This window comes from Pseudomonas sp. A125 (genome assembly GCF_055409485.1).
This window is the reverse complement of sequence record NZ_JBUZVP010000001.1, coordinates 1-13,269: the sequence shown is the minus strand read 5'-3', so window position 1 is coordinate 13,269 and position 13,269 is coordinate 1. Positions and strand designations below refer to the sequence as shown.

General features: G+C 62.4%; 9 protein-coding genes and 1 pseudogene. 6 read left to right on the top strand and 4 right to left on the bottom strand.

Going from position 1 to position 13,269, the window contains the following annotated elements; translation table 11 throughout:
- Positions 1-10: 10 nt before the first annotated feature.
- A complete protein-coding gene (locus tag ACZRN6_RS00050) occupies positions 11-1,390 on the top strand; it encodes an efflux transporter outer membrane subunit (RefSeq protein ID WP_464006936.1) in 1,380 nt (459 codons plus the stop codon).
- A gap of 367 nt (positions 1,391-1,757) precedes the next feature.
- On the opposite strand, the gene ACZRN6_RS00045 is transcribed toward ACZRN6_RS00050, so the two are convergent.
- Entirely contained in the window at positions 1,758-2,153 is a 396-nt protein-coding gene (locus tag ACZRN6_RS00045; protein ID WP_464006935.1) for a MarR family winged helix-turn-helix transcriptional regulator, read from the bottom strand.
- A 308-nt stretch (positions 2,154-2,461) separates the two neighbouring features.
- Between ACZRN6_RS00045 and ACZRN6_RS00040 the strand changes: the two genes are divergently transcribed.
- The 4 genes from ACZRN6_RS00040 (at position 2,462) to yghU (ending at position 9,232) form a co-directional block, all read left to right on the top strand.
- Complete coding sequence (locus tag ACZRN6_RS00040; protein WP_464006934.1) at positions 2,462-5,650, top strand: efflux RND transporter permease subunit; 3,189 nt, start codon at positions 2,462-2,464, stop codon at positions 5,648-5,650.
- A gap of 1 nt (position 5,651) precedes the next feature.
- Positions 5,652-6,833 carry an efflux RND transporter periplasmic adaptor subunit gene (locus ACZRN6_RS00035; RefSeq protein WP_322144184.1) on the top strand — a complete coding sequence of 394 codons (1,182 nt, stop codon included), beginning with the start codon at positions 5,652-5,654 and terminating at the stop codon, positions 6,831-6,833.
- Entirely contained in the window at positions 6,826-8,253 is a 1,428-nt protein-coding gene (locus tag ACZRN6_RS00030) for an efflux transporter outer membrane subunit (RefSeq protein WP_464006933.1), read from the top strand. The genes ACZRN6_RS00035 and ACZRN6_RS00030 overlap by 8 nt, the downstream gene beginning before the upstream one ends.
- A 145-nt stretch (positions 8,254-8,398) precedes the next feature.
- Positions 8,399-9,232 (top strand): glutathione-dependent disulfide-bond oxidoreductase, encoded by an 834-nt coding sequence (yghU, locus tag ACZRN6_RS00025; RefSeq protein WP_464006932.1) that lies wholly within the window; start codon positions 8,399-8,401, stop codon positions 9,230-9,232.
- A 99-nt stretch (positions 9,233-9,331) separates the two neighbouring features.
- On the opposite strand, the pseudogene ACZRN6_RS00020 reads toward yghU, so the two are convergent.
- From ACZRN6_RS00020 to ACZRN6_RS00010, 3 genes and pseudogenes are all read right to left on the bottom strand, one after another.
- Positions 9,332-10,109 (bottom strand): annotated as a pseudogene (locus ACZRN6_RS00020) (cation:dicarboxylate symporter family transporter).
- 91 nt (positions 10,110-10,200) lie between these two features.
- On the bottom strand, positions 10,201-11,409 hold the full coding sequence (locus ACZRN6_RS00015; protein ID WP_464006931.1) for a pyridoxal phosphate-dependent aminotransferase: 1,209 nt from the start codon (positions 11,407-11,409) through the stop codon (positions 10,201-10,203).
- Between the two features lie 11 nt (positions 11,410-11,420).
- Positions 11,421-12,086 (bottom strand): RraA family protein, encoded by a 666-nt coding sequence (locus ACZRN6_RS00010; RefSeq protein ID WP_464006930.1) that lies wholly within the window; start codon positions 12,084-12,086, stop codon positions 11,421-11,423.
- Between the two features lie 115 nt (positions 12,087-12,201).
- Here ACZRN6_RS00010 and ACZRN6_RS00005 point away from each other — a divergent pair, with 115 nt between their 5' ends.
- Positions 12,202-13,098, top strand: coding sequence for a LysR family transcriptional regulator (locus ACZRN6_RS00005; protein WP_322144190.1), 897 nt, complete (start codon positions 12,202-12,204; stop codon positions 13,096-13,098).
- Positions 13,099-13,269 lie beyond the last annotated feature (171 nt).

Sequence of the window (13,269 nt, the reverse complement as noted above, 5' to 3'; positions counted from 1 at the left end):
AGTGTGCGTAATGAAATTCCATGGGCTTGTTATCACGGCCGTTATAACCCTGTCTGCTTGTTCGGTTGGCCCGGACTTTAAAGCGCCGTCCGTTGCCGCCTCGCAGCACTACGACGTGCAGGCAGAGCAGCGCGTGTCGTTCAATCAGAAGGTGAACGTCGACTGGTGGTCGACCTTTCATTCCCACACGCTCGACAGCGTCATGCGCCGGGCGATTGCCGGCAACCTTGAGCTGACGTCGGCGGACGCGACATTACGCCAGGCAGCCGCCTCGGTGGCGGCGGCGGAAGGTGCGCTGTTCCCGCAGGTGGATTTTGCCGCGCAAGCGGGGCGCCAGCGCGTGCATAACGCCACGCAGCCTGCGGTGGTGAACTTCTATGGTGTCGGGCCGCAGGTCCGCTTCGACCTGGACGTATTTGGCGGCAACCAGCGCCGGGTCGAGCAGCAGCAGGCATTTGCCGATCTCCAGCGGCATCGCTTCGAAGCGGCCTACCTGACGCTGACGGGGGACGTCGCCAGCCAGGCGCTGTTGATGGCCTCGGCCAGCGCGCAGATGGAAGCGGTGCAGACCTTGCTCGTCACCGACGCGAAAAATCTCGAGCTGGTGCGTGCGGCGCAACACAGTGGCGCGGCGACGCAGCTCGACATTTCCCTGGCCGAAACGCGGCTGGCGCAGGACCGCACGCTGTTGCCGCCACTGGCCCAGCAGCGGGATGCGGCGCGGCATGCGTTGTCGATTCTGGCTGGCAAAGGTCCGGCGGATTGGCCTGCGCCGGATTTCAACCTGGCTGAATTTGCCTCGGCCACCACGCTGCCCGTCAGCTTGCCGTCTGAACTGGCGCACGACCGCCCGGACGTGCAGCAAGCGGAGGCGGAACTGCGGGCGGCCAGTGCGGCAGTCGGCGTGGCGACCGCCAATCTTTATCCGCATGTGGAACTGTCCGCTTCCCTGGCCCAGGCCGCTTCGGGCAACGGCGGGGCGGCGCTGTGGGGTTTTGCCGCCGGGCTGGCGGGGCCGCTCTTCGACGGCGGCACTCTCAAGGCCGAGCGCCAGGCGGCGGTGGAGGGCTATAACGCCTTGCTCGCCAACTATCAGCAAACCGTTATCAAGTCGTTCGGCCAGGTTGCAGACACCTTGCAGGCGATCAATCACGACGCGCAGGAATACCAGGCGCAGACCGCCGCGTTGCAAGCGGCGGACAACAGTTTGCGGCTGAACCAGCAGGCCTATGGGGCAGGGGAGAACGGCTTGCTGCAGGTGCTGGAGGCTCAACGTGCATATGAGCAGGCGTTGCTTGGGCAATTGCGGGCGAGCACCGCCCAACACCTCGATACGGTGCGCTTGTTCGTGGCGCTCGGTGGTCGCTCGGTTAGCGATTTCAGGCGCTAGCGGGGTGGGGGCATATCCGTTTTTTAGGTAACGGCGGCTATGGGTTCCGCTCTTACAGCAAGGCATTGCTCCGCGGGCCGCTCCTCAATCCCTGCGTTCGGCCTCGGGCTGAATGGGGCAAAGAACACAGCGGCCTACAGGCCGGCTTGAGTGTTAAAAACCAGGGCAAAAGCTGTAGGAGCTGGCTTGCCGGCGATGCAGGCAACTCGGTGTATCAGGTACACCCAACTGATGCCATCGCCGGCAAGCCAGCTCCTACAGTGGGCCGTGCTGGTGCTCTACAACACTGTTTGGCTCACGTTCAAAAGTGACCTGCCGGAACGGCGGAACCAATACCCGCCATCACCGCAGCAACCGATGTGCCCAATCAACCACCCTTACCCAACAACGCCCTGGCAAACTCGTCAGACGCAATAAAGTCCATGGCCTTGCGCAACTCGCAGGCCGCCTGCGCACCGAACACCTCATCAAACCGCACTGCCATCTGCCTGGATACCACCCGTGCGTCCTCATACTTGCGCAACCCGGCTTCAGTCAACAGCACCCGCCGGCTGCGCCGATCCAGCTCGTCCACCTGCAACACCACCAACCCATCCCGCACCAGCGGCTTGAGCGTATGCCCCAAGGCCGACAAATCCATTACCAGCGATTGCGCCAAATCACGCATCTTCGGCCCATCACCATTGGCAATGTGGTTCAGCAGCGAATACTGCGTGGCTTTCAAGCCAAACGGCACAAACGCTTCGTCATAGATTTGCGCCATGCGACGGGACGCGCGACGCACGGCTCCGTTAGAGCAGGTGCTGGGGCTATTCAGGACGGGAGGTGCACATTTCACGGCGGATCACTCGCTACAGCCAAAGGGTTAACCGAACGTTAATCCGGCAAGATGAATATTGACATATGTAGAAACAAATTAGTTGCGTATGCCTCTAAACGCTATATCGTGGCATATGCCTCTATTTTGACCGGATGTCAGTGCAGCAGGCCCGGATTACAGACGGGCGGGGCAGGAGGAACGCGCTGTTCAGTGCCTCCTTCAGTGTTCAACTTCCTGTCTGGATCACACCTATGCTCAACCTTGTGCGCATCGCATTGCGGCGCCCCTATACCTTTCTGGTATTGGCTATTTTCATTCTGATTGTGGGCCCGCTCGCGGCCTGGCGTACCCCGACCGACATCTTCCCCGAAATTCGCATCCCCGTGATTGCCGTGATCTGGCAGTACACCGGCTTGCCACCGGACCAGATGGCCGGCCGTATCACCTCGCCCTTCGAGCGGGTACTGACCACCACGGTTAATGACATCCGCCATATCGAGGCGCAGTCGTTGAACGGCTTCGGCATCGTCAAGGTGTACTTCCAGCCGGGCGTCAATATCAGTACGGCCAACGCACAAGTGACCTCGGTGTCCCAGGCCATCCTGCGCCAACTGCCTCCCGGCACCACGCCACCGCTGGTGCTCAACTACAGCGCCTCGACGGTGCCGATCGTGCAATTGGCATTGTCCGGCAAAGGGCTCACCGAGCAGAATCTGGGCGACCTGGGCCTCAATACCGTGCGCCTGATGCTCACCACAGTGCCCGGTGCGGCGCTGCCGTACCCGTTCGGCGGCAAGTCCCGCCAGGTGCAGATCGACCTCGACTCGGCGCGGATGCAGGCCCGTGGCCTCTCGGCGCAAGACGTGGCCACCGCCCTGGCTACGCAAAACCTGATCACCCCGGTGGGCACGCAAAAGATCGGCAGCTATGAATTCAACCTGCAACTGAACAACTCACCGACAGATTTCCACGACCTGGAAAACCTGCCCATCAAGACCGCCGACGGCACCGCCGTATTGATCCGTGACGTGGCCACCGTGCGTGACGGCAACCCGCCGCAAACCAACATCGTGCACGTCAACGGCAACCGTTCGGTGTTGCTGCCGGTGCTCAAGACCGGCTCGGCATCGACCCTTGGGGTGATCGCCGGCATCAAGGACAAACTCGCCGACAACAAAGGCGCGTTGCCGCCCAATCTGAATATCGACCTGATCGGCGACCAGTCGCTGTTCGTGCGTTCGGCCATCAGCGGCGTGGCCCGCGAGGGAGTGATTGCAGCGGCGCTGACCAGCCTGATGATCCTGTTGTTCCTCGGCAGTTGGCGCTCCACGGTGATCATCGCCACGTCGATTCCGCTGGCCATCCTGTCGTCGATTGCCACGCTGTCGGCGCTCGGCGAAACCCTTAACATCATGACCCTCGGCGGCCTGGCATTGGCCGTGGGGATTCTGGTGGACGACGCCACGGTGACCATCGAGAACATCAACTGGCACCTGGAGCAGGGCAAGCCGGTGGAGACGGCGATCCTCGACGGCGCAGCGCAGATAGTCACGCCGGCGTTCGTGTCCCTTTTGTGTATCTGCATCGTGTTCGTGCCGATGTTTTTCCTGGAGGGCGTGGCGCGCTTCCTGTTTGTGCCGATGGCCGAAGCGGTGATCTTTGCGATGATCGCCTCGTTCATCCTGTCGCGAACCCTGGTGCCGACCCTCGCCAATTACCTGCTCAAGCCTCACGAACATCATGCGGACGGCACGCCAGTGGTCGCGCCATCGAACAACCCGCTGGTGAGGTTCCAGCGCGGGTTCGAGCGCCAGTTCGAAGCGTTTCGCGGGGTTTACCACGGGGCGCTGGAGAGTGCGTTGCACCACCGCCGCATCGTGGTGATCGCGCTGCTTGCATTTGTCGCCGTGTCGTTTGCGCTGGTGCCGTTCCTGGGCCGCAACTTCTTCCCCGAGGTTGACTCCGGGCAGATCCTGCTGCATGTGCGGGCACCGGTCGGCACGCGGGTCGAGAGCAATGCACGGCTGGTGTCGCAGATCGAGAGCACCGTGCACAAAGTCATCGACCCGCAGGAGCTGGCAGCCATTGTCGACAACATCGGCCTGGCCATCAGCGGGATCAACGTGGCCTACAACAACACCGGCACCGTGGGCTCCCAGGACAGCGATATCCAGATCAGCCTGAAAGAGGGCCATCGCCCAACCGCCGACTACATACGCGAACTGCGTGAACGACTGCCTCGCGAATTTCCGAACGCGGTGTTCTCGTTCCCCGCGTCGGATATCGTCGGGCAGATCCTCAACTTCGGTTCGTCCGCGCCGGTGGATGTGCAAGTCAGCGGCAATAACCTGCCAGCCAACTTCACCTATGCCAGCACGCTGTTGCGGGAAATTCGCAGGGTGCCGGGTGTGGTGGATGCGCGCATCCAGCAGTCGCGGCAACTACCAACCTTCAAGATCGATGTGGACCGCACCCAAGCGCAACTGGTTGGCCTGACCGAGCGCGATGTGACCAACAGCCTGGTGGTCAACCTGGCAGGTTCCAGCCAGGTGGCGCCGACGTTCTGGCTCAACCCGGCCAACGGTGTGTCGTACCCCATCGTGATGCAAACCCCGCAATACGGCCTCGACACGCTGGCCGCCCTGCATAACCTGCCGTTGAGTGGCAGCCCCGGTGCGGCGTCAGACCAGACCCTGGGCGGCTTGGCCTCTATCGAGCGCAGCCACGCCAACTCGGTGGTGACCCAGTCGGATATCCAACCGGTGGTCGAGGTATTGACCGCGATCCAGGGCCGCGACCTCGGCGCCGTCGCCGCCGACATTCAGAAGATCCTCACCGCCCACGCCAGCGAAGTGCCCACCGGCTCCAAAGTGCTGTTGCAGGGCCAGGTGCAAACCATGAACGCGGCCTTCAGTGGCCTGCTGTTTGGCCTGCTCGGCGCGGTGGTACTGATCTACCTGCTGATCGTGGTCAACTTCCAGTCCTGGGCCGACCCGTTCGTGATTATCACGGCCTTGCCGGCGGCGCTGGCGGGCATTGTGTGGATGCTGTTTGTTACCCACACACCGTTGTCGGTACCGGCGTTGACCGGGGCAATCATGTGCATGGGCGTGGCCACCGCCAACGCCATCCTCGTGGTGAGCTTCTGCCGTGAACGCCTCGCGGTGCACGGGGATGCGGTGCAGGCGGCGCTGGAAGCCGGCTTTACCCGCCTGCGCCCGGTGTTGATGACCGCCATCTCGATGATCATCGGTATGGCACCAATGGCCCTGAGCCTGGGGGAGGGCGGCGAACAAAACGCCCCGCTGGGCCGTGCGGTCATCGGCGGGCTGGCCTTTGCCACCATTGCCACGTTGTTCCTGGTTCCGCTGATTTTCAGTCTTGTGCACGGGCGGCGTCAGCACGCCACGCTTGCGACCACCGCCACTCAAGGGGTTTGACATGTCCACTTCCGTTTCCAATCCGGGTTCACCCCGCCGCAAATCCCGTGGTCTGCTCTGGCTGGTGCTGGGGCTGGTGGTGCTGGTCGCCGTGGTGGTGTTCGGCATCGGCGTGCGCGCCAGTGAATCGCGCGACCTGAAAACCTGGACCGACGCCCAGGCGTTGCCCAGCGTGACCCTGATCACCCCGAGCGTGCAGCCGCAAGGGCCGGTTTTGAATTTGCCGGGCCGGCTTGAGGCGTACTCCCGAGCGTCGATCTTTGCCCGGGTCAACGGCTACCTCAAGACCTGGAATGTCGACATCGGCGACCATGTGAAGGCCGGGCAACTGCTGGCCGAAATCGATACGCCGGAGCTCGATCAACAGCTGCTGCAAGCGAAGGCCGTACTCGCCTCGGCCCAGGCCGACGAGTCGCTGGCACAAACCACTGCCAAGCGCTGGCAGGCGATGCTCTCGTCGGATTCGGTGTCTCGCCAGGACGTGGATGAACGCACCGGCGACCTGACCGCCAAGCAGGCCAAGGTGGTCGCGGCCAAGGCCAACGTCGACCAGTTGATCGCCACCAAGGGCTTCCAGCGTTTGACCGCGCCGTTCGCCGGCGTGGTCACCGCGCGTGCAACCGACGTGGGGGCGTTGATCAATGCTGGCGGTGCCACTGGCAAAGAGCTGTTCGCGGTCTCCGATGTGAGCCGGCTACGGGTGTATGTGCAGGTGCCGCAGTCGTCTGCACCGCAGATCAAGGTCGGTACCGTGGCGCGTCTGAGCGTGCCGGAATATCGCGGTGAAACCTTCAGCGCCAAGGTGGTCGCCGCCGCCGATGCGGTAAACGCCGCATCCGGCAGTACTCTGGTGCAACTGTTGGTAGACAACCCCGGTAGTCGCCTGCTGCCAGGCGGCTACACCAGCGTGCAGTTCACCTTGCCGGTGCAGACCGACGTGCTGCGCCTGCCCGCCAGCGCCCTGGTGTTCGATGACAAAGGCATGCGCGTGGCCACCCTTGACGCAAACAATCATGTGCACTTCAAGACCGTGACCATCGCCCGGGACTTCGGTGACAGCGTGGAAATCGGCAGCGGCCTGGTCGCCACCGACCGGGTAATCGACACGCCCCCCGACGGCCTGGCCGATGATGATTCGGTACAACTGGCCGCCAATACTCCAGAGGCCAAACCCCATGGCTAATCGCACTTGCCTGGTATTGGTCGCGACCCTGGGCCTAGGCGCCTGCCACCTTGCGCCGCCGTTGGACATACCCGACGTGCCCGTGGCCGCGCAGTTTCATACCCAAGGGCCGTGGACCGTCGGCACGCCGAATGACCAGTCGAGCCGCGACGGCTGGTGGCATATTTACAAGGACCCGCAACTGGATGCCATGGAGCAGCCGTTGCTGCAAAACAACCCGGACCTCAGTGCGGCACTGGCTCACTATTCCCAGGCCCAGGCGTTTGTGGCCCAGGCGCAGTCGGGGCTGTTTCCCAGGATCAGCGGGTCTGGCAATGCCCAGCGCATTCGCCAGTCGGACACACGCCCGTTGCGTTCGGCCAGCCCGCCGAACGTTTACGATTCCGGCACCTTGGGTGTTGAGGTGGACTATGAAGTCGACCTGTGGGGCCGCGTGCGCGACACCGTGGCCGCCGGCACCAGCGACGCCCAGGCCGCCAAGGCTGACCTGGCTTCGGTGCGTTTGAGCTTGCAGGCGCAGTTGGCCGACAGCTACATCCGCCTGCGTGGCATCGACCGGCAAGACCAGTTGCTGCAGCAGACCAGCGACGCCTATGCCAAGGCCTTGAGCCTCACCGAAGGCCTGCACGGTGGCGGTATCGTTTCCGGGCTGGATGTGGCACGGGCACGTACCCAACTGTCGACGGTCAAGTCACAACTGAGCCAAAACCTGGTGCAGCGTGCGGTGCTCGAACATTCGATGGCGGCGATGCTGGGTGAGTCCGCATCCACCTACGCGATAGCCCCAAGCGTTGCGCAGATCGCGTTGCCCGCCGTACCCACCGGTGTACCGTCTACGCTGTTGCAGCGTCGGCCGGACATTGCCGCTGCCGAGCGTCGGATCGCCGCGGCCAATGCCCGCATCGGCGTGGCGAAAGCCGCCTGGTTCCCGGCCCTCACCTTGAGTGCCCAGGGCGGTTTCCAGAGTGATGAGTTCGCGCATTTGTTGAGCGCGCCGAACATTTTCTGGGCGATTGGACCTTCGCTGGTCGGCACCATCTTTGACGGCGGCGCGCGCCAGGCGGGTGTCGACAGTGCCAGGGCGGCTACTGATGAAGCCGCGGCCAAGTATCGTGGTGTAGTGTTGGGCGCGTTCGAGCAGGTGGAGAACAACCTGTCGATCATCGCCGGGCTCGACACTGCCCTGGTAGACCAACGCGATGCGGCGGCAGCCGCGCAGTATGCTGAGGACTTGTCCCTGGCGCGGTATCGCCAGGGCGGCGCGGCGTACCTGGATGTGGTGACCGCGCAGGTCGCCTCGTTGCAGGCACAGCGAACTGTGCTGGATCTACAGACTCAACAGTTGAGCGCCAACGTAGGGCTGATCAAGGCATTGGGTGGCGGCTGGAACCTGGCCCAACTGGCCCAAAAGAACCTGTAGGAGCGAGCTTGCTCGCGAAGGTCGTTAACGAATATGCGTATTTGTAGGTTAAACGCGGCGCTCTCGGGTTTTTCGCGAGCAAGCTCGCTCCTACAGTTAGTTATTTAGTTAGTTGTTGTGAACATTGAATCCAAGGAGTAGTGGCATGACTGATTACGTACCGCCAAAGGTCTGGACCTGGAAAACCCAAAACGGCGGAACCTTCGCCAGTATCAACCGGCCCATCGCCGGTGCGACCCACGACAAGGAATTGCCGGTCGGCCGTCATCCGTTGCAGTTGTATTCGTTGGCCACGCCCAATGGCCAGAAGGTCACGATCTTGCTGGAAGAACTGCTGGCCCTGGGGCACAAAGGGGCGGAATACGATGCGTGGCTGATCAAGATCGGCGACGGTGACCAGTTCGGCAGCGGCTTCGTTGGCGTCAACCCGAACTCGAAGATTCCGGCATTGCTGGACCGCAGTGGGCCCAAGCCGATTCGGGTATTCGAGTCCGGGGCGATTCTGCAGTACCTGGCCGAGAAGTTTGGTGAGTTTCTGCCCACTGAACCTGCGGCCCGTGCCGAGTGCCTGTCGTGGTTGTTCTGGCAGATGGGCAGCGCGCCGTACCTGGGCGGTGGTTTCGGGCATTTCTATGCTTACGCGCCGACCAAGATCGAATACGCCATCGACCGCTTCGCCATGGAAACCAAGCGCCAACTGGATGTGCTGGACAAACAACTGGCCGAGCACGAATACATCGCCGGGGACGCGTACACCATCGCCGACATGGCGATCTGGCCGTGGTACGGCGGCCTGGTGAAAGGCCGCTTGTATGAGGGCGCAGAGTTTCTTTCGGTGCAGGATTACACGCATGTGCTGCGTTGGGCCAATGCCATCGAAGCGCGGCCTGCGGTGCAGCGTGGGCGCCGGGTCAATCGTGTTTCGGGCGAGCCGTCAGAGCAACTGCGCGAGCGTCATGACGCGTCGGACCTCGACTGACCCGACCCACACCCGCCCCCGTAGCAGCTGTCGAGCCCAAGCGAGGCTGCGTAAGGCGCGCTGCACGCTTTGAGCCGAGTTGCGGCCCACGCAGCCTCGCTAGGGCTCGACAGCTGCTACGGCGATCGTGTGGGGGACTCGTCGTTCCCACTTGGCGATCACCAGCGGTGCCAGGGCATTGCCCAACACATTCAACGCGGTGGTCGGCATTTCCATCAGGCGGTACACCCCGGCGATAAAGGCAATGCACTCCAACGGCAAGCCCCGCACTCGCCAGGGTCGCCGACAAAATCACGAACATGAACCCCGGCACCCCGGCCGCGCCCTTGGACGTCAGCACCATGGTCACCACCAGCAGTGCCTGGTCACCAAGGCTCAGGTCGATGCCATACAACTGCGCCACGAACAGCGTGCCAATCCCCAGGAACAGCGACGCGCCGTCCAGGTTGAACGAATAGCCTACCGGCACCACAAAGCTCACCAGGGACGGCGGCACGCCATAGGTTTCGAGCTTTTTCATCAACTGCGGCATCACCGCCGCGGAACTGGCCGTGGAGAACGCCAGGATCAGTTCATCCTTGATGTGGCGCATCAACGCAAACAGGTTGATCCCGCACAGCCGCGCCACCAGGTTGAGCACCACCAGCACGAAGAACGCGATGGACACATAGCTGACCATGATCAGCTTGGCTAACGGCAACAGCGAGCTCACGATCATCTTCATCAGCTTGATAAAGATATCGCCGGCCGGTTGCAGCAGGTTGTTCACCAGCCACGGCCGGGACTTGGGAAAGCGATGCAGCAGCGCGCCGATGGCGATGCCAGCGAGCAGTCCGATCAGGATTTGCCAGACCAGCGCAATGCGGGGCTTGTGCATGGGAATGCCTCATTTATATCAATGATTATGAGTGTTGTTCTAGGCAGTCAATGAGCAGCCTTCCGTGGCTGCCGGGTGTGGCGTGGGTCCGTCAGCGCAATCGATGGCACGCTTCATTCAGGCGACGGCAGCCTTCTTCGATTATCTGCAGGGAGCTGGCAAAAGACAGGCGGATATAAGGCGACATGCCGTACGCCGAACCGCTGACGGTGGCCAGGCCGTGTTCCTTAAGCAGGTACTCGGCCAGTTGCGTGTCACTGTCGATGCGCTCGCCATGTTGGGTAGTTTTACCCATCAACCCGGCGACGTTGGCGAATACGTAGAACGCGCCGTCGGGTGGGGTGAAGGTCACGCCGGGAATATCTTTCAACAGGCCCAGCATTCGTTCGCGGCGTTGCTGGTACACCTCGCGCATCCCGGCGATGGGCGCCTGGTCGCCAGCGAATGCGGCCACCGCAGCGGCCTGGCTGAGGGAGCTGGGGCACGTGGTGGTTTGCGACAGCAGCTTGGCGATGGCCGCGATCAGCCACGCCGGGCCTGCACCGAAACCCAGGCGCCAGCCGGTCATGGCGTAGCCCTTGGAGGCACCGTTAACGATCAGCGTGCGCGGCTTCAAATCCGGTGCGAGGCGGGTCAGCGACAGGTGCCGGGCATTGCCGTAGACAAAGTGTTCGTAGATTTCATCCGCCATGATCAGCACCTGGGGATGACGCCGCAGCACCTCGGCCAGGGCCAGCAGTTCGGCCTCGCTGTACACCGCGCCGCTGGGGTTGTTCGGGCTGTTGAGGATCACCCATTTGCTGCGCGGGGTGATCGCCTGTTCCAGGGCCTGAGGCGACAGTTTGAAGCCCAGCGACTCGTCGCCGGGAATGATCACTGGCGTCGCGTCATTCAGCCGCGCGATGTCCGGGTACGACACCCAATACGGCGTGTGCACGATGACTTCGTCGCGGCGATTCAGGGTGGCGGCCAGGGCGTGATAAATGATGTGCTTGCCACCGCAACCGGCGATGACTTCGTCCAGCCCATAGTCCAGCTGGTTATCACGCTTGAGCTTGAGGCAAATGGCCTGGCGCAGGGCGAGGGTGCCGGTGGTGGCGGTGTAGTGGGTGTCGCCGCTGTACATCGCAGCGCTGGCGGCTTCGAGGATATGCGCCGGGGTATCGAAGTCCGGCTCGCCCACGGTGAAGTTGACGATGTCCCGGCCCTGTGCGCGCAGTTCGGCGACCAGCGCATTGGCGGCGATGCTCGGTGAGGGCGCGATGCCCAGCACCCGGTCGGATAAAAATGCAGTGCTCATGATGGTCCCCTTCAGCCGGCCAGGCCGGCCTGTTGCAAGACCTTGTCCATCCAGCTTTGGCGCACTGCACCCGTGGCGATTTCGGCTTTGACGGCCTCCTCATGGGCCGCATGTTGTGCGGCCATGCGCAGCACTTCGGCGGCGTCGGCCTGGCAGAAGGCGACCAGTCCGTCTTCATCGCCCACCAGCACATCCCCCGGGTTGATCAGCATGCCGCCGATCGACACCGGCACATTCACCTCCCCCGGGCCCGTCTTGTAAGGGCCGCAATGCACCACGCTGCGGGCGTAGCAGGGCGTGTCCTCGAAGCTCGCGACATCACGAATCGCCCCGTCAATCACAAACCCTACGCAACCACGTTGCTGGGCGTAGAGCTTGACCAGCTCGCCGATCACCGCGTTGTTGGTATCACCCTGGGCGTCCACCACCAGCACGTGGCCGGGCTCAAGCATGCTCATGGCCTTGTAGATCAGCAGGTTGTCGCCGGGGCGGGTTTTCACCGTCAGCGCGGTACCCACCAGCTTGCCGGTGCGGTTGTAGCGGGTCAGCCCACGGGCGCCGATGTGGCGGCCGAGGTTGTCGCTGATGTGCGGCGTGACTACCTGGGCAAATGCCTCAAGCACTTCTGCAGATGCCAGGGGAGGGTTGGGCAGGATGCGCGAACCGGGCAAGGACATGGGTATCTCCGATTGATCTTGTTGGGTTGTGGCTAGATCTTAGGAGTGATGAACGTGCAGTTTTAGCGATATTTTATTATCTGATAGGATCGCTTTTTCTCATGGGAGGTGGCTGATGATCACGTTCAAGCAAATCGACGCGTTGTACTGGATTGCCGAGTTGGGCAGTTTTGAGGCGGCGGCGAACAAGCTGAACATGTCGCAGTCGGCGATCTCCAAACGCATCCAGGAGTTGGAAGAAACCTTCGACGTGGAGATTTTTGACCGCAGCAAACGCAATGCGCGGTTGACGGAGAAGGGCGCCGAGTTGCTCGACTACGCCAAGGACCTGCTGGAGCGTCGTGACTACCTGCTGGAGCGGGTCAGTACCCATGAAGTGTTGGTGCGCAGGTTTCGCCTGGGGGTGACGGAGCTGACGGCGTTCACCTGGTTGCCGGCGCTGGTGGAGGCGTTGCGCGAGGCTTATCCCAAAGTGCAGATCGAGCCGTCGGTGGAGTTGAGCAGCGAGCTGTTTCGCAAGCTGGAGAGTGATGAGCTGGACCTTGTGATTGTGCCCGATGCTTACAGTGATTCGCGGTTTTTGAGTACGCCGTTGGAGAGTGTGGAAAACGCCTGGATGTGTGCGCCGGGGTTGGTCAGTGAGCCTGACCCGGTGGGGTTGGAGGTATTGGCGGGGTATACGGTGCTGACGCAGGGTTCGCACTCGGGCACGGGGCTGATTTATGAGCGCTGGTTGGCGGCGCATGCGGTGCAGATGCCGCGTAAGTTGACCAGTCATAACCTGTTGGTGCAGGTGGGTTTGACGCTGTCGGGCGTGGGGGTGAGTTATCTGCCCAAGGGGTGTTTGTCGCATTTGATCGAGCGGGGGGAGTTGCGGGCGCTGGTGACGGAGCCGGCGTTGCCCAGGGTTCGGTATGTGGCGTTGCATCGGGGGGATCGGCAGTTTGGGCTGAACCAGAATGTGGCGCAATTGGCGGTGGAGTGTTGTGATTTTTCGCGGTTGTTGTTTTGAGGGTATATCCGTTGTTTAGGTAACGGCCACCTATGGTTTCGCTCTTACAGCGAGTCACTTTGCAAAAGCGGCAAAGTAACCAAAACGCTCTGCCCCGCCTGTCGGCACCTCGCCTAGGCTCGGTGTGCCCTCACTCCGGAATTGCTCCGCGGGCCGCCGCGACGGCCCGTC

What these genes read in the sequence shown, in the direction of transcription:
- ACZRN6_RS00050 (WP_464006936.1), top strand. Translation starts at nt 11, where the DNA reads ATGAAATTCCATGGGCTTGTTATCACGGCCGTTATAACCCTGTCTGCT.
- ACZRN6_RS00045 (WP_464006935.1), bottom strand. Translation starts at nt 2,153, where the DNA reads ATGGCGCAAATCTATGACGAAGCGTTTGTGCCGTTTGGCTTGAAAGCC.
- ACZRN6_RS00040 (WP_464006934.1), top strand. Translation starts at nt 2,462, where the DNA reads ATGCTCAACCTTGTGCGCATCGCATTGCGGCGCCCCTATACCTTTCTG.
- ACZRN6_RS00035 (WP_322144184.1), top strand. Translation starts at nt 5,652, where the DNA reads ATGTCCACTTCCGTTTCCAATCCGGGTTCACCCCGCCGCAAATCCCGT.
- ACZRN6_RS00030 (WP_464006933.1), top strand. Translation starts at nt 6,826, where the DNA reads ATGGCTAATCGCACTTGCCTGGTATTGGTCGCGACCCTGGGCCTAGGC.
- yghU (WP_464006932.1), top strand. Translation starts at nt 8,399, where the DNA reads ATGACTGATTACGTACCGCCAAAGGTCTGGACCTGGAAAACCCAAAAC.
- ACZRN6_RS00015 (WP_464006931.1), bottom strand. Translation starts at nt 11,409, where the DNA reads ATGAGCACTGCATTTTTATCCGACCGGGTGCTGGGCATCGCGCCCTCA.
- ACZRN6_RS00010 (WP_464006930.1), bottom strand. Translation starts at nt 12,086, where the DNA reads ATGTCCTTGCCCGGTTCGCGCATCCTGCCCAACCCTCCCCTGGCATCT.
- ACZRN6_RS00005 (WP_322144190.1), top strand. Translation starts at nt 12,202, where the DNA reads ATGATCACGTTCAAGCAAATCGACGCGTTGTACTGGATTGCCGAGTTG.